We start from the raw sequence: 20,367 nt of genomic DNA, 5'->3' as shown, positions 1-20,367 counted from the left end.
ACGTTTTAGAGTGGGGCCGTGTCCTCCACCGAAACCGCCCGGCCCGCATCCCGACCGATCGCCCCCGCCGTGGACGGCGGTGAGTCCGGGTTCCCGTTCTCCGCGGTGGTCGGACAGGAGCGGTTGCAGCTCGCGCTGATCCTGTGCGCTGTGCATCCCGGTATCGGTGGCGTACTCGTGCGCGGCGAGAAGGGAACCGCGAAGTCCACGGTGGTGCGGGCCCTGGCGCGGCTGCTGCCGCCGGTGGTCGATGAATCGGGCGCCCGCCCGGCGCGGCTGGTGGAACTCCCGGTCGGCGCCACCGAGGACCGGGTCGTCGGCTCCCTCGATCTGGAGCGGGTCCTGCGCGACGGCGAACAGGCGTTCCGGCCCGGCCTGCTCGCCGCCGCCCATCACGGGGTGCTGTACGTGGACGAGGTCAACCTGCTGCACGACCACCTGGTGGATGTGCTGCTGGACGCGGCGGCCATGGGCCGGGTGCACATCGAACGCGACGGCGTCTCGCATTCCCATCCGGCCCGGTTCGTCCTGGTCGGCACCATGAACCCGGAGGAGGGCGAGCTGCGGCCGCAGCTGCTCGACCGATTCGGCCTGACCGTGGATGTGACCGCCTCCCGGGACGTGGACGTCCGGATGTCCGTGGTCCGTCGCCGTCTCGACTACGAGGCCGATCCCAACGGTTTCGCGGCCGCCTACGCCGCCGCGGACGCCGAGATCGCCGACCGCGTCCTCACCGCCCGCGACCGGCTGCCCGAGGTCGCGCTCGACGATGTGGAGCTGCGGCGGATCGCCGCGGTCTGCGCCTCCTTCGACGTCGACGGTATGCGGGCGGATCTGGTGGTGGCCCGCACCGCCGCCGCCCATGCCGCCTGGTGCGGGCGCGGCAGTGTCACCGCCGACGATGTGCGCGTCGCCGCCGAACTGGCGCTGCCGCACCGGCGGCGGCGGGACCCGTTCGACGAACCCGGGATCACCCCCGAACAGCTCGACGACGCCATGCGCGACGCGGCCGAGCAGGCCGGCGATCAGCAGAACGCACCGGCCGACGACGAGGCGCAGGGGCCTCGTGGCCCCGTCGATCCCGACGACGACCCGGACGGTCCCGGTGGCGGCGCCGAGGCGCCCGGTGCGGACACCGAGACGAATGAGAACTCCGGCAACCCAGGTGGCGCCGGCGGGACCGGGCAGGCGAGCGCGCCGGTCGCGGCACCGGTCCGGCCGCCGCGCTGGGAGGTACCGGGTGTGGGCGAAGGAGCGCCCGGCCGGCGGTCCCGGGCGCAGACCCGGCAGGGCCGCGTGGTGAACACGACCCCCGAGCCCACCGGCGGCCTGCATCTACTGGGCACCCTGCGGGCCGCGGCGCCGCATCAGCGGGCGCGCGGCCGGCGCACCGGGCCACTGGTGCTCGCACCCGGTGATCTGCGCGGGGCGTACCGCGAGGGACGCGAGGGCAACCTGGTGCTCTTCGTGGTCGACACCTCCGGTTCCATGGCCGCCCGCGACCGGCTGTCCGCGGTGACCGGCGCGGTGGTGACCCTGCTGCGCGACGCCTATCAGCGCCGCGACAAGGTCGCGGTGATCTCGGTGCGCGGCAGCGAGGCAGAACTGGTACTGCCGCCCACCTCCTCGATCGATATCGCCGTCCGCCGCCTGACCGGGTTGCGTACTGGCGGGAAGACTCCGCTGGCCGCGGGGTTGCGCACGGCACGCGAGGTGGTCTACCGGGAACGCGTCCGCGACCCGCAGCGCCGGCCGATGCTGGTGCTGCTCACCGACGGCCGTGCCACCGGCGGGACCGATCCGGTGGCGCGGGCCCGCGCGGCGGCCACCCGGCTCGCGCGTGACGGCGTCACCTCCGTTGTCGTCGACTGCGAACGCGGCATGGTCCGGCTGGGGCTGGCCGCCGAACTGGCGGCCGCGCTGGGCGGTACGGCCGTCCGGCTCGGCGAACTGACCGGCGCCTCGGTGGCCGAGGTGGTCCGCGCGGGCGCCTCCGGCGGCGCACGCGCCGCGTGAGCCCGGACCCGGCCCGCACCGGACAAGCACGAAACCCGAACCAGATCAGGAGAACCCATGCCCAAAGGGGTGCCCGAGCAAGTACCCGACGACGGACTGACCACCCGGCAGCGCCGTAATCAGCCGGTGCTCGCCGTGCACACCGGTCCGGGCAAAGGTAAGTCCACCGCCGCCTTCGGGATGGCGTTGCGGGCCTGGAACCAGGGTTTCGATGTGGCGGTGTTCCAGTTCGTCAAGAGCGCCAAGTGGAAGGTCGGGGAGGAAGCGGCTTTCCGCGAACTCGGCCGGCTGCACGGCGAGACCGGGGTGGGCGCGCCGGTGCAGTGGCACAAGATGGGCGAGGGCTGGTCGTGGACTCGTAAGCAGGGCAGCGAAACCGATCACGCGGCCGCGGCGCTGGGCGGCTGGCAGGAGATCGCGCGGCGGCTGCGTGCCGAGGAGCACCGGTTCTATGTGCTCGACGAATTCACCTACCCGCTGAAATGGGGGTGGGTGGATGTGGCCGAGGTCGTCGACACCCTGCGCGCGCGTCCGGGCCACCAGCACGTCGTCATCACCGGCCGGGACGCGCCGCCGGAACTGGTGGAGGCGGCGGATCTGGTGACCGAGATGACCAAGGTGCGCCACCCCATGGACGCGGGTCGCAAGGGGCAACGGGGTATCGAATGGTGAGCGGGTCCCGGGGTGCCGGGATCCGGTGCGCAGGCCGCCGGTACCGCTCGGCCGGGAATGCCGTGCGATGAGCGCCGCCCCGGGGATAGTGCTCGCCGCGCCGGCCTCCGGCAGCGGGAAGACCACTGTCGCCACCGGTCTCATCGGTGCGCTGCGCCGTGCGGGCCGCCGGGTGGCCCCCTTCAAGGTGGGGCCCGACTACATCGATCCCGGCTATCACGGCCTCGCCGCCGAACGCCCCGGTCGTAACCTGGATCCGGTGCTGGTCGGGCACGACCGGATCGCCCCGCTCTACCGCCACGGTGCCCGCGACTGCGATATCGCGGTGGTGGAAGGGGTGATGGGCCTGTTCGACGGACGGATCGACGAACAGGCCGCCGATCCCGTCGCGGAAGGCTCCACCGCCCAGGTGGCGAGCCTGCTGGGCCTGCCGGTGATCCTGGTCGTGGACGCGCGTGGGCACAGCCAGAGCCTGGCAGCGCTACTGCACGGGTTCGCCACCTTCGACTCCGGGGTGCGGCTGGGCGGGGTGGTGCTCAACCGGGTCGGCAGTGCCCGGCACGAGCAGGTGCTGCGCGCCGCCTGCGACCGGGTGGGCCTGCCGGTGCTCGGCGCGCTGCCCCGGCTGGCCGAACTCGAGGTCCCGTCCCGGCATCTGGGCCTCATCCCGGCGGTGGAACACGGCCTCGCGGCGAGGCGCGCGGTGGACGCGATGACCGATCTGGCCGCGCGCCATATCGATCTCGCCGCGGTCGCGGCGTTGGCCGCCGCGCCGGAGCCCGGGCCGAGTTGGGATGCGGTCCGGGAACTCGCGGACGATGTGGCGCCGCCGGAGGGACCGGATCCGGTGATCGCGGTAGCCGGTGGCCCCGCCTTCACCTTCGGCTATGCCGAACACCGGGAACTGCTCACCGCCGCGGGCGCCCGGGTCGCCGTGATCGACCCGCTGCACGACACCCTGCCGGCCGAGGCCGCGGGGCTGGTGTTGCCGGGCGGATTCCCGGAGGAGCACGCGGGGGCGTTGGCGGCCAATACCGGACTGCGCGCCGCGGTGGCGGAGCGGGCCCGGGCGGGGCTGCCGATCCACGCCGAATGCGCCGGGCTGCTGTACCTCACCCGATCCCTGGACGGTCATCCGATGGCGGGCCTGATCGACGCGGTCGCCGAGTTCGGGCCCCGCCTGACCCTGGGCTACCGAGAGGCGGTGGCGCTGGCCGATTCCGTGCTCTGGCGGACCGGTGAGCGGGTACGCGGGCACGAATTCCATCGGACCCGGCTGGTGGAACCCGGCGGTGCCCCGCCCGCCTGGGGATGGCGTACCACCGGGGAACAGGTGCGTGAGGGTGCGCTCGTGCACCGGGTGCACGCGTCCTACCTGCACACCCACCCGGCCGGAAACCCGGGCGCGGTGCGCCGGTTCGTCGCCGCCGCACGCGCCCATCAGCGCACCCGCCCCGCCGTGCCGGCACGGTGGTGACCGGCGGAGACCGGCGGTTGGAAGCCGGCCCCGCACCGCGGGCCGCGCCGTACCCGGGAGAACTCGCGGTCGGTCTCGGCCTGCGCCCGGATCCGTCGGCCGAGCGAATTCTCGCGGTGCTGGCGGAAGTGTTTCCCGGGCAGCCGATAGCCTGCCTGGCGGCCCTGGATAGCCGGGCCGGCGAGCCGGGCCTCCGCGAGGCCGCCGCTGTACTGGGCGTGCCGCTGTACGGCTATTCCGTCGAGCGGTTGGCGCGGGTGCCGGTGCCGAACCCGTCGGAGCGGGTGGCCGCCGCGTTGGGAATTCCCGGTGTGGCCGAGGCCGCGGCGCTGCTGGCCGGTACCGGGCCCTTGCTCGTGCCGCGACAGGTGGTCGGGGGCGTGGTGGTCGCCGCGACCGCCGCGCGCGGCTGACCACGCCCGGGGTTCAGGACCTCGAGGTGACCCGCACCCCCGGGCCGGGCTGTAGCACTTGCTAAGGCGCCACCGACAGCAGATCCGCGAAACCGGTGGGGTCGTGCCGGCCGACGCTCGCGTGTTCGAACAGTCCCCAACCCTCGGCGTCCCCGCAGCGGGCGTGCGCGATGTGGTCGGTGACACCCCACGGTATCCGCCCGGCGATCGCCGGATCGGTGAGGTCGTAGCTGTTGGCCCACGACCAGTCGCGGCCCTTCCACTGCCCGTGCTGCCAGTCCGGGTCGCCGCCGTAACCGCAGCCGATGTGCAGCGGTATCCCGGTGACGGTGCGGATATCGATGGTCAGCGGTTTCCCGTCGGGGGTCCGCAGTTCCAGGCTCGCGCTCTCGGGATGGCGGGTTCCCGACCGGTAGTCGATGGTGATCCGCGGCCAGCCCAGCTGTTCCACCGATCCGTCCGGGAACACCCGGACCGCGTCGTTGAGGGTGCGGTAGCCGTCGGGGTTCTCCTGGATGATCACCACCACCGCGAAATCGTCGAATCGCAGCGGCACGTACAGCCACCAGAACCCACCGGCACCTTCGGCGGCTGCCCGGCCCGGCGGTTCGGCCTCGCCGACGGGCCGGATACCCCAGGAGCGGTCCCGGGTGCCGGTCCAGATCGCCGGGTCCACGGTGATGTCCTCGCCGCCGATCGCGAGCGTGCCCGCCCACGAACCGACCTGGGCGAAGCGGGAGGCGTCGAGGGTCGGACGGTTACCGGCCAGCATGACGTGCGGCTGCTCCTGCACGGCGGGGAAGGCGCCGGTCCAGGTGAGGTCGAGACCCAGGTCCTCGTGTTCGCAGACCACCCGGATGCGGCGCAGCGGTTCGACCACTTCGATCCGGTAACCGCCGACCGCCATATCCAGGTCCCGGTCGCTGCGGGCGTCGGAGAACCGCACGGAGGTGATCTCGTCGCCGCGGCGTACCGCGGCGTAGGCGTCGGTGACACCGAGATTCGGGTAGACCCCGAATCCGGTCACCAGCATGATCGCGCCGTCGCGGTTGTGCGCGTTGAAATAGCTGCGGTCGTAGAAGTTCCGGTCGCTGGTCGCGGCCCGGGCGATGGGCAGCGGTGCCTGGTGGATCGGGTACTCGTCCAGGGGCCCCGGTGCGGTGGCCGGGGTGTGGGCGGTGGTTTCGCTCATGTCAGTCCCATCCGTAGGTGCCGTCGAGCAGGGCTTCCAGGGTGGCGCGGTGCATGATGTAGTCGTCACGCTCCGCCGGGACGGTGTCCTCGCCCATATGGATCATCCGGCGTTTGATCCGGGCCATGACGATCGCGTGCCGCAGCGCGGCATAGGTGAGGTAGAAGTCCAGATTCGTGACGGTGTGGCCGCTGACCTTCTCGTAGTGTTCGACGACCTCGTCGCGGCGCAGGAAATCGGGGAGGCCGGGGAAGCCGAATCCGGTGGCGATGTCCTGGAAGAAGCGGTGCAGGAAGATCATCCAGGCCAGATCGAGTTCGCGCGGGCCCAGTGCGGCCATCTCCCAGTCCAATACGGCGACCGGTGAGAACCCTTCGTAGATGATATTGCCGGGCCGGGCATCACCCCAGCTGAGCACATCGGGTCCGGGATCGTCCGGGAAGTTCTGGTCCAGCCAGTCGAAAGCGCGCTCGATGAGCGGGATCTCGTAGCCGTCGCCGGCCAGCGCCCAGTGGTACCAGGCCCGGTCCGCTTCGATATGGCGGCGCAGCGCCGGGCCCGGCCCGTCGAGTTCGGGGAACCGTCGCGCCGGTTCGGGCAGCGCGTGGATCCGGGCCAGGACGTCGAGGGTGTTGCGGGTGAGTTCGGCCCGCTCGGTGATGGTCGCGTCGTAGAGCCAGCCCGCGAATACGTAGGGCGGATTGTCGCCCGGGATGCGGCCGGGTACCCGGTCCATCACGAAGAACGGCGCACCGCAGGCCGCGCTCCCGGTTTCCAGCCAGCGCAACCGTGGTACCGGGACATCGGTGGCGGCGGCGATTTCGGTGATGACCCGGTACTGCAGTTCCAGATCGTATTTCTCGAAGACCGGGAACGCGCCCTCCTCCGGGATCATCCGCGCGACGAAGGCGCCCCCTTCGGTACGGTCGCCGGATTTCCAGTGCGCGTCGAAGAGCACCGAGGCGCTGGACAGGCCGCCGGACAGCGGCCGCTGCAGATCACTGATGACCGGCGGTCCGTCGGCTCCGACCCGGTCCCGTAACCACTCGGAGAGTTGGCCCGCCAGCGCGTCCAGATCGCGTTCGCTGGTGGTGAGCCGCATATGTTCGGTGGGGTTCACATCGTCGGGCATCGTCGTCCTCCTGACGCCATCCGGCCTCGGCGCGGAGACCGCCCGGTCTCGGCTGACACACCACCGGGCCGCCCGCGTGCGGGAGACTGTAACGTGTTTCAGTCTCGGGCGGTGCCGATTCGGCGGATCATCGGTCCGCCGGAACATCGCGAATCGCTCCCCGGGTGCGGCCGGCCGACCATAATTCCTTCGATGGCCGGGGCGAGCCGCTCGGCCGGGTGGGAGGACGACGATGAGCGTGACGCTGTGCCGGCGCGACCGCGGGCGGTGGGGCGCGGCGGCGGAATCATCCCCGGCCCGGCGGACCGGGAGGCCCGCGTGAGGCGTTTACGCGACGCGATCGCCGTGCTGGTGGCGGCGGGACTGCTCCTGGTGCTGGGGGCGGCGCTGCGCCCGCTGTTCATCGACGACCCGGCGGCACCGGAGGTGCTGTCCGCCACGGAGATCGGATTCGTCCAGGATATGGCCGCCCATCACCATCAGGCACTGGTGATGGTGCAGCGACTCGATCCCGGCGTCGCCCCCGCGGTGCACGGTCTGGCCCGGCAGATCGAGGACACCCAGCTCTCCGAGATCGGCACCCTGCTGGGCTGGTTGCGGCTGGCCGGAGCGCCGGCCGCGGGCGCGGAGCCGATGGGCTGGATGCCCGCGCGGACCCACGATCAGCACGCCGCCCACGACCCGGCGGCGGCCGCGATGCCGGGGATGGCCACGCAGGCCGAACTCGACAGCCTGTCGGCCGCGCGGGGCCGTACTGCCGCGATCCTGTTCCTGCAATTGATGCAGCGCCATCACGAGGGCGGTATCGCCATGGCCCGGGTGGCCGACGCGCTGCTCACCGAGGGGGTGGTGAAACAGGTGGCCCGGGAGATGATCACCGCGCAGACCCAGGAGTCGGGGCTGATGGCGCTGCTGCTGGCCGAACTGACGGCGGACCCACCGGGCTGAGCCGGAATGAACCCGCGCGGACTCGGGTTGCTGGTGATCATGAGCGCTATCTCGTTGCCCGACACCGTCAAGAAGTACATCGACGATGCCAAACTGTTTGTGACCGTGGCCACCATCGGCCGCGACGGCCACCCGCATCTGACCGTCACCTGGATCGACCGGGACGGCGACGAGTTGCTCTACTCCACGACGACCGACCGCGTCCAGGGCAGGAATCTGGCCCGTGATCCGCGCATCTCGGTTCTGATCGCGCCGCCGGACAACCCGTACGTCTACGCCGAGATCCGCGGTACCGCCACCCTCACCCCGGACCCCGACATGCTGGTCGGCGACCGGATGTCGATCAAGTACACCGGCAAGCCGTACGCCGAGTTCAATCCGGCCTCGGTGGACGACGGCCCCCGGGTGGCGGTGCGGATCACCCCGACCAAGATCACCGGGCGGCTGTGACGCGTCGTTGCCGGGGTCAGGCCGCCTGGGCTTCGTCCTGGGCGTGCTGGGCCCGGGCCACCTCTTCCGCGGTGTAACGCAGGGTCAGCGCGATCAGGCCCACCAGCAGCCCGCCGATCGCGGCCACCAGCAGGGCCAGGGTGTAGCCGTCACCGAGCGCGGTGATCTCCGCCGCTGTCATCTCGGCCGGTTTCTTGATGGTCCCGCCCTCGGACAGGGTCCGGGAGGCGGCCAGCGGGGTGAGCACGCCGATGGCGATGGGGGTGCCCAGATTCAGGAACATCTGGCCGATCGCCGACAGTGGGCCGATCTCGTCCGGCGGCACCCCGACCAGCACACACAGCGGGATGAGCACCATGGCGATACCGATCCCGAAACCGATCACCGAGAACAGCGGCAGCAGGGTGGACCAGTAGCCGACGTCCGCGTCCAGCGTCGAGCCGTAGCCGAGACCGGCCATCAGCACCACCGCCGCGCCGACCAGCAGCCACCGGGGCGCGATGTGCAGGGCCAGCCGGGTGGCCACCGCGCTGCCGAGGCCGACGCCGACGGTGAACGGGATGAACGAGATCCCGGCGACCAGCGGGCTGTAACCGACGACGTTCTGTACGAACAATCCGGCGAAATACGTGGTGGCGCCCAGTACGCCGCTGGCGAGCAGGATCACCACGAAGGTGGCGACGCGGTCGCGGCTGTCGAACAGCGTCCACGGCAGCAGGGGGTTGTCCACGTGCCGTTCCGCGAAGACGAAAACCGGTAGCAGCACCGCGCCCGCGATCAGGGTGCCGTAGACCAGCGGGTCACCCCAGCCGAGTTCCGGTCCCTCGGTGGCGCCCCAGACGATCAGAGCGCACGCCAGGGTGCCGAGGAACGCGCCGCGCACGTCCAGAGTCAGCCGCTGATGGTGGGTATCGCGGAGCGCGACCAGCGCGCCGATCACGATGAGCACGCCGATCGGCACATTGATCAGGAAGATCCACCGCCAGCTGGCCTCGGTGAGCGCCCCGCCGATCACCAGTCCGCCGACCGAGCCCAGCGCGACCATCGAGCCGAAGATGGCGAAGGCCTGGTTGCGCACCCTGCCCGGGGCGAAGGTGCTGGCGACCAGCGCGAAGGCGGTGGGCGCGGCGAGTGCGGCGCCGGTGCCCTGGAAGGCGCGCGCGGCGATGAGCATCTGCTCGCCCTGCGCCAGCCCGCACAGCATGGAGGCCAGCGTGAACAGGCCCACACCGAGGACGAACATGCGCCGGCGTCCGAACGAATCGCCGATCCGGCCGCCGAGCAGCATCAGGCCGGCGAACGGCAGCCCGTAGGCGGTGATGGTCCACGCGCTGCCCGAACTGGACAGGCCCATTTCCTCCTGCAGCCGCGGCAGCGCCAGGATCACCACAGTGCCGTCCAGCACCACCATCAGCTGTAACCCGCTGAGTACGAGAATGGCGAGGCCGAAGGCTCGTTTCGTCACCGGATATTTGATAGCTGGGGGGTTATCGAGCACAGTGGGTCACTGTAACCGACCGTCGCCGGCCGCTACCGGCGCGGCGCTGAACCCGGCCGTGGGCCCGATCACAATGATCGCGGGCGGCCGGATACCTTCGGCGCGGACGCGTTCGGCCACATCGGCGAGGGTGGCCCGCAGTACCCGCTGGCCACGCAGGGTGCCTTCCTGGATCACCGTCGCCGGGGTCTCGGCGGGGCGGCCACCCGCGCGCAGGGCCGCCGCGAACTGTTCGATCCGCTCCACCGCCATCATCAGGACGAGGGTGCCGCGCAGCCGGGCCAGTGCCGGCCAGTCGACCAGCGAATCCGGGTGGTCCGGTGGAATATGGCCACTGACCACTACGAATTCATGGGTGACACCGCGATGGGTGACCGGGATGCCCGCGGCTGCCGGCACCGAGATCGGGCTGGTGACTCCCGGCACCACCGTCACCGGCACTCCGGCGTCGACACAGGCCTCGAGCTCCTCGTAACCGCGCCCGAACACATACGGATCACCGCCCTTGAGCCGGACCACGAATTTGCCCGCCCGGGCGCCGTCCACCAGGGCCCGGTTGATCGCGTCCTGCGCCATCGAGCGCCCGTACGGGATCTTGGCGGCGTCCACCACTTCGACATCCGGGCCCAGCTCGGCCAGCAACTCCGGCGGGGCCAGGCGGTCGGCCACCACCAGATCGGCCCGGGCCAGGAGCCGGCGGCCGCGCACGGTGATCAGATCGGGGTCGCCGGGCCCGCCACCGACCAGGGCGACTCCGGGGGCCATGGGGGTCGCGTCGTCGGTGACCACACCCGATTGCAGCGCTTCCAGCAGCGCCGTCCGGACCGCGGCCGAGCGCCGATGCCTGCCGCCGGCCAGCACACCCAGCGTCATCCCGTCGTAGCGGGCGGTCGCCGGGGTGACCGCCGTCCCGGACTGCGCGTGATCGGCGCGGACGCAGAAGATCCGGCGCCGGGTGGCTTCGGTGACGACGGCGGCGTTGGTCTCGGGCCCGTCGGTGCAGGCGATGGCGTACCAGGCGCCGTCGAGGTCACCGTCGGCGTAATCGCGCAGGGTGAGCGTGATCTGGCCCGCGGTGGCCATCGCCTCGACCGCGGGGGTGGCCTCCCGGGTGATCACCTCGACGACGGCGCCGGCGGCGATGAGCAGGCCCAACCGGCGCTGTGCCACGCTGCCCCCGCCCACGACGACGACCCGGCGTCCGTTCAGATCGAGTCCCACCAGGTAGTTCGAGTCCCCGGCGGACAGGTTGTCGGTATCGGCTGACGTGTTCGGCACAAGGCTCGAGCCTACGGCCCGGTGCGGTGCGGTCCGCAGCCGCCCGCCGGAGGTTCCGGGCCCCGGATCAGGTGAGGACGACCAGCTCGGTATCGGAGGCGATCTCGGTGCGCAGTCCGGCTTTGTCCGCGACCCGGGCGACCGCACGGATATCCCCGGGTTCGGCGCGGGTGAGCACCAGGGCCCGGGCCAGCAGACCCTTGTGGTGCTTGTTGAAGTGGCTGACCACCGTGCGTGATCCGTCCGCGTGCTCGGTGAGCACCGTCGCGGTGACCGCGCCCGGTACCCGGCCGAGCTGCTGGTAGGTACCCGAACGCAGGTCCACCACGAGTTCGTCGCCGGCCGCGTCGCGCAGGGCCGGGCCCAGGTGGTCACGCCAGACCGTGGACAGGGTCGGTCGGCCCGGCAGTTTCGAGCCGCCCGACAGCCGGTACGCGGGGATGGGATCGCCGGCCCGCACCGCGCCGAAAAGCGCCGAGCCGACCGCGATCCGGGCGAGCGCTTTCGCGCGTTGGGTCCGGGTGAAGGAACTCGCCGCCAGCGCGTCGTACAGGACGCCGGTATAGCGTTCCAGCGCCGGCCGGGTGGGGGAGGTGCGCACCGCGGCATTGCGGGCCAGCTCGGCCTCGGAGTTCTTACCGAGCCCGAGGGCGGCCCGGGCGGCGTCCGGGTCACCGGCCAGTGCGACCAGGTCGCCGACCAGCTGCGCACGGACTTCGGTGAGCGAGTCGAAGGCCAGCGCCGACAGATCCAGCGGGCCGCCGGAACCGCCGTCGGATTTGGTTTCGGAAGGGGGGAGCAGCACCAGCACGACCGGTAACGGTACCGGCCGCCGCCCCGCGCGCCCGCCGGCCCCGGCTGGACGGATCCGGGGCGCGGCGCCCGCGCCGAGCGCACGGCGCCCACCACCGGTAATCGAATGTGGCCGGCGGGCGCACAGGGGCTACGCTGGGCAACCGTGATCACCCGCCTCTCCCGACTGTTCCTCCGTACGTTGCGCGACGATCCCGCCGACGCCGAGGTGCCCAGCCACAAGCTGCTGGTGCGCGCCGGCTATGTGCGCCGGATCGCGCCGGGTGTGTACTCGTGGCTGCCGCTGGGCCTGCGGGTGCTGCACAAGGTGGAGGAGGTGGTGCGCGAGGAGATGAACGCCATCGGCGCGCAGGAGATCTCGCTACCGGCGCTGCTGCCGCGTGACCCCTACGAGGCCACGAACCGCTGGACCGAATACGGTGACGCCCTGTTCCGGCTCCAGGACCGCAAGGGCGCCGACTATCTGCTCGGCCCCACCCATGAGGAACTGTTCACCCTCACCGTGAAGGGTGAATACAACTCCTATAAGGATCTGCCGGTCACCCTGTACCAGATCCAGGCCAAGTACCGCGACGAGGAACGGCCCCGGGCCGGCATCCTGCGCGGCCGCGAATTCATCATGAAGGACTCCTATTCCTTCGACCTGGACGAGGACGGGCTGAAGGCCAGCTACACCGCGCACCGCGAGGCCTACCAGCGCATCTTCGATCGGCTCGGCGTGAAGTATGTGATCGTCGCCGCGACCTCCGGCGCCATGGGCGGCAGTGCCTCCGAGGAGTTCCTGGCCGACAGCCCGGTCGGCGAGGACACCTATGTGGTGTGCCGGGAATCCGGGTACGCCGCGAATGTGGAGGCCGTGGTCACTCCCGCGCCCGAGCCGCTGCCCCTCGAGGGGCAGCCCGCGGCGCAGGTCCACGACACCCCCGATACCCCGACCATCGCGACGCTGGTGGACTGGGCGAACGGTGCGGGAATTGCCGAGCGCTACGGTCGCCCGGTCACCGCCGCGGACACCCTGAAGAACGTCATGGTGAAACTGCGGCATCCCGATGGGAAGACCGAAATCGTCGGTATCGGCGTGCCCGGCGATCGCGAGGTCGACGACAAGCGTCTCGGCGCGTCGGTCGAACCGGCCGAGGTGGAACTGCTCACCGACGCCGATTTCGCCGCCAACCCCTTCCTGGTGAAGGGCTATATCGGCCCGAAGGGACTGCAGGCCAACGGTATCCGCTACCTGGTCGACCCCCGGGTGGTCACCGGGACCTCCTGGATCACCGGCGCCGACGCGCCCGGCAAACATGTCGTCGGCCTGGTGTCCGGCCGTGATTTCACCCCGGACGGCACCATCGAGGCCGCGCAGGTGCGTGACGGGGATATGTCGCCCGACGGCCGTGGCCCGCTGGTCTCGGCGCGCGGTATCGAGATCGGCCACATCTTCCAGCTCGGTGACAAGTACACCGACGCTTTCGAGGTCGATGTGCTGGGGGAGAACGGTAAACCGGTGCGGCTCGTGATGGGGTCCTACGGGATCGGAGTCTCGCGCATGGTGGCGGTCATCGCCGAACAGCAGCACGACGACAAGGGTCTGCGCTGGCCGTCCGAGGTCGCGCCGTACGACGTGCACGTGGTGATCGCCAACAAGGACGAGGCGGCCCGGGCCGGGGCCGAAGAGGTGGTGTCCGCACTGAACGCGCAGGGCCTGGACATCCTCTTCGACGATCGCACCGCCTCGCCCGGAGTGAAGTTCAAGGATGCCGAACTGCTCGGTATGCCCTACGTACTGGTGATCGGCCGGGGCTGGGCCGAGGGCAGGGTGGAGCTGCGCGACCGGTTCACCGGGGAGACCCAGGACGTTCCCGCCGAATCAGCGGTCGAGGCGGTGCTCGCCCGGGTCCGCGGCTGAGCCGTCGCTTCCTCGCCGAGCGGGTCGGCGTTGCGTGGCCTGCTCGGCGAGCTGGAGTGCGGCCGCCCGCGTAGCGGCCGCGGCGGTCTGCTCGCCGGTGATGGAAAAGCTGATGATCGCGCCCTCGTGCAGGCTCAGCAGCTGCACCGCGAGCCGGTCCGGGTCCGCGGCCCCCGCCGCCGCGGCCAACTCCCGGAACAGGTCGCGTAACCACGTCTTCTCGTCGACGATCACCCGCCGGCCCGGGTGGTCGGGTTCGGGCAGTTCGGCGAAGGCGTTGATGAAGCCGCATCCACGGCTGTTGCCGGGCAGCCATTCGGGCAGGACGTCGAAGGGCACCAGGAGCCGCCGGATCGGATCGGTGTGCCCGGCCAGGTGGTCGTCGATCCGGGCGCGCCAGCGCCGATCGCGATCTTCGAGATAGGTGACCAGCAGGCCGTCCTTGGAACCGAAGCGGTCGTACAGGGTGCGTTTGGTGACGCCGGATTCGGCGGCGATCGTATCGACGCCGACGGCATGGATGCCGCGCGAGTAGAACAGCTCGGCGGCGGTGTCCAGGATGCGCCGGGCGGCCGGAGTGAGCGTCGGTTCCGCCCTGTCCGTCGTGCCGGTCATGCGCACCTCCCTTGCCTTCACAGGTCTGTGTACCTATCGTATAGGACGACGGACTTTACAGATCTGTGTAGTGGAGGTCGGTATGCGGCGGATGATGCGTGGTCTGGTGCGATTCGCTCGCGATTTCGCGCTGGGAGTACATACGGCCCACGGGATACGGCACGGCGTGGTGTGTCCGGAGGGCGCGCGGGAGCCGGCCGCGGAGACGGCGGAAGAAGGCCGGGTCCGGGTGATACGAGGCGGGTCGCTGGTCACCCGCCGTACGCCCGGATGGCCGCATCCCGCGCCGTCCGGGAGCTGAGCGTCCGAGGCGGGTGTGGCGCCGGGTTCGGCCGGGGCGGAGTCGCGACCGGGCGCGGTGCGGCAGGCCGAGGCGGCCGGGTCCATCCGCCGGGGCCGCTCGGTCGTTGTACGCGGCGAGGGGTTTCCGGGAACTGAATCCGGTTACGGCGCCCGGCCATCGGAACCCTCCCGCGCTGGGCGGTCCCGCGCAGCCTGCCCGGCAGGCACCTGCTCGGGAATCGATGCGGCCCGGGATGCTCGAAGCATCCCGGGCCGTGACATTTTTCGATGCCCGCGAACAGCACCGGCCGGGTGGGTGTCGCCCGTTCGGCGTTACTTGTGCGGGACTCCGGTGACCAATCCGCCGTCCACCACGAACTCGCTGCCCGTCGCGTAGGAGGATTCGTCGCTGGCCAGGAAGAGGATGAAGGTCGCGACCTCATCGGATTCGGCGGGACGGCCCAGCGGGATGGTCACCAGATCGTCGGGGATGTTCTCGGTCATCGGCGTGCGGATGAGGCCGGGGTGGACCGAATTGACACGGATCTTGTGCGGGGCCAATTCCAGCGCGGCGGATTTCGCCAGCCCGCGCACGCCCCACTTCGACGCCACGTAGCCGTGCGCGAAGGGCGCGCCGCGTAGACCTTCGACAGAGGAGACATTGATGATCGACCCGCCCCCGGCGGCGATCATGGGTTCGACGGCGGCGCGCATACCCAGGAAGGTGCCGACCAGGTTGACGTCGAGGACCGCGCGGAACTTCTCCAGAGACAGCTTCTGCAGCGGGGCGCCGTTGACGATCCCGGCATTGTTCACCAGTACGTCGAGTTTGCCGAATTCGGTGACGGCCGTCGCGACGGCCGTATCCCACTGCTCGGGCTCGGTGACGTCCAGCGGGACATAACGCGCGACGGCGCCGATCTCGTCGGCCAGCGCTTTGCCCTCGTCGTGGAGAACATCGCCGATGACAACCTGCGCGCCCTCGGCCGCGAGCAGTTTCGCGTGGGCGGCGCCCATGCCCCGGGCGCCGCCACTGATCAGGGCAACTTTGCCGTCTACACGTCCCATGGCGGTGACGCTACCATGAAACTGGAACACGTTCTAGACACTGGTCCAGAGCCGTGCTCGGTTGGCAGGCGGCGGCTGAACAGTGGTTTCGCCGCCGCGATCCCCGGATCTAGGAGAATCAATGGCCCAACGCGTCGTCCTCATCGGCACCGGTAACGCCGGGCGGATCGCCCTCACCCAGCTCATCACCGACGAACGCTTCGAACTCGTCGGGGTATGGGTGTCCGACCCGGCCAAGATCGGTATCGACGCGGGGGAACTGGCGGGGCTGGGCGCCGGTACCGGGATCACGGCGGTCGGCGACCTCGACGAGCTGCTAACCACCCGCCCGGACTGCGCGGTGTACTGCGCCATGGGCGATACCCGGCTGGTCGAGGCGATGGCCGATATCCGCCGCATCCTCGCCGCCGGGGTGAACGTCGTGGGCACCGCGCCCGGGCTGCTGATGTATCCGTGGGGGACGCTGCCGGCGAAATTCTTCGCCGAGGTGGAGGCGGCCGCCACCGCCGGTGGCACGAGTCTTTTCGTCAACGGGGTCGACCCGGGATTCGTCAACGACCTGATCCCGTTCGCACTCGCCTCCACCTGCCGGCAGGTCGAGCAGGTGCGCTGCCTGGAACTGGCGGACTACGCCACCTACGACGGCTCCACGGTCATGTTCGACGTCATGGGGTTCGGCACGCCGCTCGACACGACCCCGATGCTGTTGCAACCGGGTGTGCTGGGTATCGCGTGGGGCGCGGGGATGCGGGCGCTCGCGGCCGGGCTCGGCGTGCAGATCGACGAGATCACCGAAACCTACGAACGGGAACCCGCCCCGGAGAGCTTCCGGGTCGCGGTGGGTGAGGTGCCCGCGGGCACGCAGGCCGCGCTGCGGTTCGAGATCACCGGCCATGTGGCCGGTCGCCCCGCCATCGTGGTCGAGCACATCACCCGTCTGCGCGATGATCTGCGACCGGATTGGGCGCGGCCGGCGCAGCCCGGCGGCTCCTACCGGGTGGAGATCACCGGCGAGCCCTCCTACGCGGTGGACATCTGCCCGTCCAGCCGGCACGGCGACCACAACTACGCGGCGATCCTGGCCGGTGTGGGCCGGGTGGTCAATGCCATACCCGCGGTCGTGGCCGCCGAACCGGGTATCCGAACCACCGGTGACCTGCCGTTGTACACCGGCCCGGGGCTCAGGGCTCTCGGCTGACCCGGGGGGATCTTCCTGCGGATTCGGCGGCGATCCGGCAACGCACCTAAGCTCGGATGCCGGAGCGTACGAGCCGCTGGCTCGGCGCCGAACCTCCAGGGAAGGTGCGCTGTATGTATGAGCCCGAACGGTCCGGCCATCGCGAGCCGAACCTGACCGAATTGCGCGAACGGGCCGCGCACGGTGATTCCGACGCCGTCGCGCAACTGCTGGATATCGGAGACGAACGCACCGATGCCGTGGATCTGAGCGAGTACGACCTCGGCGTGGACGCCGAGCCGAACGCCGAGGCCGACAAGTAGGACCCGCCGTGGAAAACCGTCGCCGACCCGGCCGGAGCACCGATGCCACGGTGCTCCGGCCGGGTCGCTTGTAGGGTGGGTCGACATGGGAACCGCTCCGGCACTCACACCGGAGCGAACGTCTATCCGGAGCCCGGCGGCGTTCCCGGCGCATGCGCGGGCCGTGCTGGCGAACCGACTGCGGGCCCCCGGCGTCACCGTGCTGTGGGTGGCGGCCGGGCTCATCGCGGCACAACTCGCGGTTCGTGCGGGGGTGACCGCGCACGGATACTTCTACTGGGACGATCTGATTCTGGCCGGCCGGGCCGGGACCCTGCCGCTGCTGTCCGGTGATCTGCTGCTGCACGATCACGACGGCCATTTCATGCCGCTGGCCTTCGCGGTGTCCTGGCTGGTCACCACCCTCGCGCCGCTGAACTGGGGGGTGACGGCGGCAGTGCTGCTGGCCGGCCAGCTGGCGGCCTCGCTGGCGGTGCTGCGCATGCTGCTGGTGCTACTCGGGCGGCGCCGGGCGCTGCTGATCCCCCTGGCGTTCTATCTGTTCTCCCCCCTGACCCTGCCGGCCTTCGCCTGGTGGTCGGCGGCGCTGAACGCTCTCCCCCTGCAGTTCGCGCTTGCCTGGGTGGTGGGCGACGCGGTGCTGCTGGACCGTACCGGCCGGCGCCGGTACGCGATCTCCGGAGTACTGGTCACGACGGTGGGGCTGCTGTTCTTCGAAAAGGCGGTCGTGGTGCCGTTCGTGGCCTTCGCCGTGGTCCTGCTGCGGCGCTACGTCGACGGGCGCCGTCCGGCCGTGCCGGAGGTACTGCGACGCGGCGCGGGGCTGTGGGCCGGGGCCGCGGTGGTCCTCGCGCTGTGGGCGGTGTTCTATCTGGCGGCAGTCGGGCTTTCCCGCGGCGAGGGCGGCTCCGCCGACCTGGCCCATATGCTGCCCCGGGCGGCCTGGGCCGGAGTGGTGACCGCGCTGCTGGGCGGGCCGTGGGGCTGGGAGCGGTGGGTGCCGTCGGCGCCGTGGGCGGTCGCCCCCGGCTGGGCGGTCTGGGCGGCGTGGGCGCTGCTGGCCGCCGGAATACTGCTGACCGTACGCGCCCGGCGCGTGGTCTGGCCGGTGTGGGTGGCAGCGGTGGCCTATGTACCCGCGGTGCAGATTCCGGTGGTCCTGATGCGGGCGGGGCCCAATACCGTCGACGAACTCATGATGTCGCTGCGCTATCTGGCCGATGCCGCGGTGGTACTCACCGCCGCGGGCGCCCTGATCTTGCGGGCCTTCGTCCGTGGTCGCGCGACGGGTGGCGCCCCGCGTGGACACGCGACGGGAGACAGCCGGTGGCGCGGGCCCCTTCCCGCGGTCGTCGTGGTGGCGGTATTCGCGTTGAGCAGCCTCTGGTCGACCTACACATTCACCCGCAGCTGGTCCGAGGGTCCGACGAAAGCGTATGTGACCACGCTGAAATCGGAGTTCGCGCAGTGGGACGGGGCGCCGCTGCTCGCCCAGGAGGTGCCGTGGACCGTGCTGAATCCGACGGCCTATCCCGAGAACGAGGCGAGCCGGGTGCTCTCGTCGATCGCTCCGCCCGGCGCCTTCGCCGTCGCCACGGGCCGCCTGCGCATGATCACCGACTCCGGCGAATTCGCCGACGCCCGGGTCTGGTGGAACCGCGGAATTCCGCCCGGTCCGGAACCGGGCTGCGGTTACCGGATCGGTGGGGATCTCCCGGTCCGGGTCCCCCTCGACGGCCCCATGATCGCACACGAGTGGACCGCCCAGCTCAACTATTTCGCCGATCGCGACGCGACTCTCACCGTGGGTCTGGAACGCGGTGACCGGGTCGAGGCGCCGGTCCGGGCCGGCCTGAACACCGTGTACGTGCGGATCGTCGGCAGCGGCTCGGCACTGATCATCCGGAACGGGACCCCCGGATCGACGGTGTGCCTGGGTACCGGTCCGGTCGGAGTCGCGTCGTACTCGTAGCGAGGTGCCGCCGCGCCGGCGGCCCGGGTGCTTCCGGCAGCCGAATCACGCTCCCGAGCATGCCTTCCCACTCCCGGTGGTAGCAGCCGGGAGTGGCGGTGGTTACGTGTCAGATGTCGCGGGGTGTCCGGGCCCACAGTCGGGGGGACGAGTCGATCCGGCCTCGGCGGCGTGAGGTTTCGTGCACGGTACAGCGGCCCCTGTCGCGACGGCCGGCCCCAGGGTGAGACGAGGCGGTGGCGATGACCGAGGACGGTGCGTCCGTGGACTCCGTCACCGGAGAGCTGGCCACCAGGCTCGGGGCGGTCGGGGGGCACGCCGGCGAGGCGATGCGACGCGGCGTGCGGGACGCGGCCGGAGGTGCGCAGACGATCGCCTTACTGGTGCAGGCGGATACGGCGGCCGCGCAGCATCTCGGGCCGGCCGATATCGCCGCCTCCACCGCGCCCGGCGACGCGGAACTCCCGCCGCCCGCAACACTCCCGCCGCCCGCGGAATCTCCGCCCCCCGGGGAACTCCCGCCACCCGCGGACCGTCCCGTCCCGGGGGAGAAGTCCACCGTGACCGGTGCGGCCGATCACGACCCGGGTTCCGCCGACCGGCCGACGGCCGACGCTTCCCCGGAATCCACGGCACCCACGACCACTGGTGGCGCGGTAGGCGACCGGCCGGACCCGGACCCGGAGCCGACACCGCACGCGGCGGCCCGGGCGCACCCGCTCCCGGGCACCACCCCGGAATCACCCGAGACCGCCCCCGGCCCACCGGCCGCGGGGCAGCCGTCGGCGACGCCGGTCCCTGCCGCGGACGACCCGCCCCGGACCGACGCCGCGGTGCCGCCGGGCGACCCGATCACCGCGGCGGCCGGGCACACCCCGTGGACTCCCGCGGGAACGGAGCAGGCATCCGGTCATACGCCCGGGTCCACGCCGTGGAACTCGGGGACGGGCTCGTCGATGCCCTACGCTCCCGGCATGCCGGGCGGGCTGGGATCCCTCACCCCGCAGGAACGCCCACCGCGAGGCAGCGCGCCCTGGTCGCGTGGCCGCGGCAGCAAGGAGGAGACGGTCTTCCCCCGGCCCCGGTCCGATCGGTCGAACTCGACCAACCGCACGGAATGGGCACCGCCCTGATCCGG

The 20,367-nt window shown here is 71.3% G+C and carries 19 protein-coding genes; 12 read left to right on the top strand and 7 right to left on the bottom strand.

Annotation, left to right across the window (positions count from 1 at the left end):
* The first annotated feature begins 69 nt into the window (after positions 1-69).
* From IG75_RS0114240 to IG75_RS0114225, 4 genes are all read left to right on the top strand, one after another.
* Positions 70-2,016, top strand: a complete 1,947-nt coding sequence (locus IG75_RS0114240) for a VWA domain-containing protein (RefSeq protein WP_245713172.1) — start codon at positions 70-72, stop codon at positions 2,014-2,016.
* A 57-nt stretch (positions 2,017-2,073) separates the two neighbouring features.
* On the top strand, positions 2,074-2,688 hold the full coding sequence (cobO, locus tag IG75_RS0114235) for a cob(I)yrinic acid a,c-diamide adenosyltransferase (protein ID WP_030521741.1): 615 nt from the start codon (positions 2,074-2,076) through the stop codon (positions 2,686-2,688).
* A 67-nt stretch (positions 2,689-2,755) separates the two neighbouring features.
* A complete protein-coding gene (locus IG75_RS0114230; protein WP_030521740.1) occupies positions 2,756-4,165 on the top strand; it encodes a cobyrinic acid a,c-diamide synthase CobB in 1,410 nt (469 codons plus the stop codon).
* Positions 4,162-4,578, top strand: a complete 417-nt coding sequence (locus IG75_RS0114225; RefSeq protein WP_245713167.1) for a cobalamin biosynthesis protein — start codon at positions 4,162-4,164, stop codon at positions 4,576-4,578. The genes IG75_RS0114230 and IG75_RS0114225 overlap by 4 nt, the downstream gene beginning before the upstream one ends.
* Before the next feature lie 61 nt (positions 4,579-4,639).
* Here the strand turns inward: IG75_RS0114225 and IG75_RS0114220 are convergent, their stop codons facing one another.
* Complete coding sequence (locus IG75_RS0114220; RefSeq protein WP_051714567.1) at positions 4,640-5,770, bottom strand: Rv3169 family protein; 1,131 nt, start codon at positions 5,768-5,770, stop codon at positions 4,640-4,642.
* Position 5,771: 1 nt separating this feature from the next.
* Entirely contained in the window at positions 5,772-6,902 is a 1,131-nt protein-coding gene (locus IG75_RS0114215) for a phosphotransferase family protein (protein WP_030521737.1), read from the bottom strand.
* A gap of 192 nt (positions 6,903-7,094) precedes the next feature.
* On the opposite strand from IG75_RS0114215, the gene IG75_RS0114210 reads away from it, so the two are divergent.
* Both IG75_RS0114210 and IG75_RS0114205 read left to right on the top strand, forming a co-directional pair.
* Positions 7,095-7,850, top strand: coding sequence for a DUF305 domain-containing protein (locus IG75_RS0114210; RefSeq protein ID WP_081876863.1), 756 nt, complete (start codon positions 7,095-7,097; stop codon positions 7,848-7,850).
* A 6-nt stretch (positions 7,851-7,856) separates the two neighbouring features.
* A complete protein-coding gene (locus IG75_RS0114205; protein WP_245713168.1) occupies positions 7,857-8,300 on the top strand; it encodes a PPOX class F420-dependent oxidoreductase in 444 nt (147 codons plus the stop codon).
* Positions 8,301-8,316: 16 nt separating this feature from the next.
* Here the strand turns inward: IG75_RS0114205 and IG75_RS0114200 are convergent, their stop codons facing one another.
* The 3 genes from IG75_RS0114200 to yaaA all read right to left on the bottom strand — a co-directional run bounded on the left by IG75_RS0114200 (position 8,317) and on the right by yaaA (position 11,887).
* Complete coding sequence (locus tag IG75_RS0114200) at positions 8,317-9,798, bottom strand: MFS transporter (RefSeq protein ID WP_030521734.1); 1,482 nt, start codon at positions 9,796-9,798, stop codon at positions 8,317-8,319.
* A 6-nt stretch (positions 9,799-9,804) separates the two neighbouring features.
* On the bottom strand, positions 9,805-11,076 hold the full coding sequence (gene cobA / locus IG75_RS0114195) for a uroporphyrinogen-III C-methyltransferase (RefSeq protein WP_030521733.1): 1,272 nt from the start codon (positions 11,074-11,076) through the stop codon (positions 9,805-9,807).
* A 67-nt stretch (positions 11,077-11,143) separates the two neighbouring features.
* Positions 11,144-11,887, bottom strand: a complete 744-nt coding sequence (yaaA, locus tag IG75_RS0114190; RefSeq protein ID WP_030521732.1) for a peroxide stress protein YaaA — start codon at positions 11,885-11,887, stop codon at positions 11,144-11,146.
* A gap of 147 nt (positions 11,888-12,034) precedes the next feature.
* On the opposite strand from yaaA, the gene IG75_RS0114185 reads away from it, so the two are divergent.
* The gene (locus tag IG75_RS0114185; protein ID WP_030521731.1) at positions 12,035-13,792 is read left to right on the top strand and encodes a proline--tRNA ligase; all 1,758 of its coding nucleotides are present in this window, start codon (positions 12,035-12,037) and stop codon (positions 13,790-13,792) included.
* On the opposite strand, the gene IG75_RS0114180 is transcribed toward IG75_RS0114185, so the two are convergent.
* The gene (locus IG75_RS0114180) at positions 13,754-14,407 is read right to left on the bottom strand and encodes a TetR/AcrR family transcriptional regulator (protein WP_081876918.1); all 654 of its coding nucleotides are present in this window, start codon (positions 14,405-14,407) and stop codon (positions 13,754-13,756) included. The two genes, IG75_RS0114185 and IG75_RS0114180, sit on opposite strands and share 39 nt — an antisense overlap.
* Before the next feature lie 82 nt (positions 14,408-14,489).
* Between IG75_RS0114180 and IG75_RS0114175 the strand changes: the two genes are divergently transcribed.
* On the top strand, positions 14,490-14,708 hold the full coding sequence (locus IG75_RS0114175; protein WP_156058892.1) for a hypothetical protein: 219 nt from the start codon (positions 14,490-14,492) through the stop codon (positions 14,706-14,708).
* A 314-nt stretch (positions 14,709-15,022) separates the two neighbouring features.
* Here IG75_RS0114175 and IG75_RS0114170 read toward each other — a convergent pair whose 3' ends face one another.
* Positions 15,023-15,757, bottom strand: a complete 735-nt coding sequence (locus tag IG75_RS0114170; RefSeq protein ID WP_030521728.1) for a glucose 1-dehydrogenase — start codon at positions 15,755-15,757, stop codon at positions 15,023-15,025.
* Positions 15,758-15,878: 121 nt separating this feature from the next.
* Between IG75_RS0114170 and IG75_RS0114165 the strand changes: the two genes are divergently transcribed.
* The 4 genes from IG75_RS0114165 to IG75_RS0114150 all read left to right on the top strand — a co-directional run bounded on the left by IG75_RS0114165 (position 15,879) and on the right by IG75_RS0114150 (position 20,362).
* Positions 15,879-16,955, top strand: coding sequence for an NAD(P)H-dependent amine dehydrogenase family protein (locus IG75_RS0114165; RefSeq protein ID WP_030521727.1), 1,077 nt, complete (start codon positions 15,879-15,881; stop codon positions 16,953-16,955).
* Between the two features lie 113 nt (positions 16,956-17,068).
* The gene (locus IG75_RS0114160; protein ID WP_030521726.1) at positions 17,069-17,257 is read left to right on the top strand and encodes a hypothetical protein; all 189 of its coding nucleotides are present in this window, start codon (positions 17,069-17,071) and stop codon (positions 17,255-17,257) included.
* 163 nt (positions 17,258-17,420) lie between these two features.
* Positions 17,421-19,229 carry a hypothetical protein gene (locus IG75_RS0114155; protein WP_063834139.1) on the top strand — a complete coding sequence of 603 codons (1,809 nt, stop codon included), beginning with the start codon at positions 17,421-17,423 and terminating at the stop codon, positions 19,227-19,229.
* 242 nt (positions 19,230-19,471) lie between these two features.
* Positions 19,472-20,362, top strand: a complete 891-nt coding sequence (locus IG75_RS0114150; RefSeq protein WP_030521724.1) for a hypothetical protein — start codon at positions 19,472-19,474, stop codon at positions 20,360-20,362.
* Positions 20,363-20,367 lie beyond the last annotated feature (5 nt).

Source organism: Nocardia rhamnosiphila NBRC 108938 (assembly GCF_000720425.1).
Taxonomy (GTDB): Bacteria; Actinomycetota; Actinomycetes; order Mycobacteriales; family Mycobacteriaceae; genus Nocardia; species Nocardia rhamnosiphila.
Note: the sequence above shows the minus strand (reverse complement) of the source record. Positions and strands in the feature narration are given on the sequence as shown.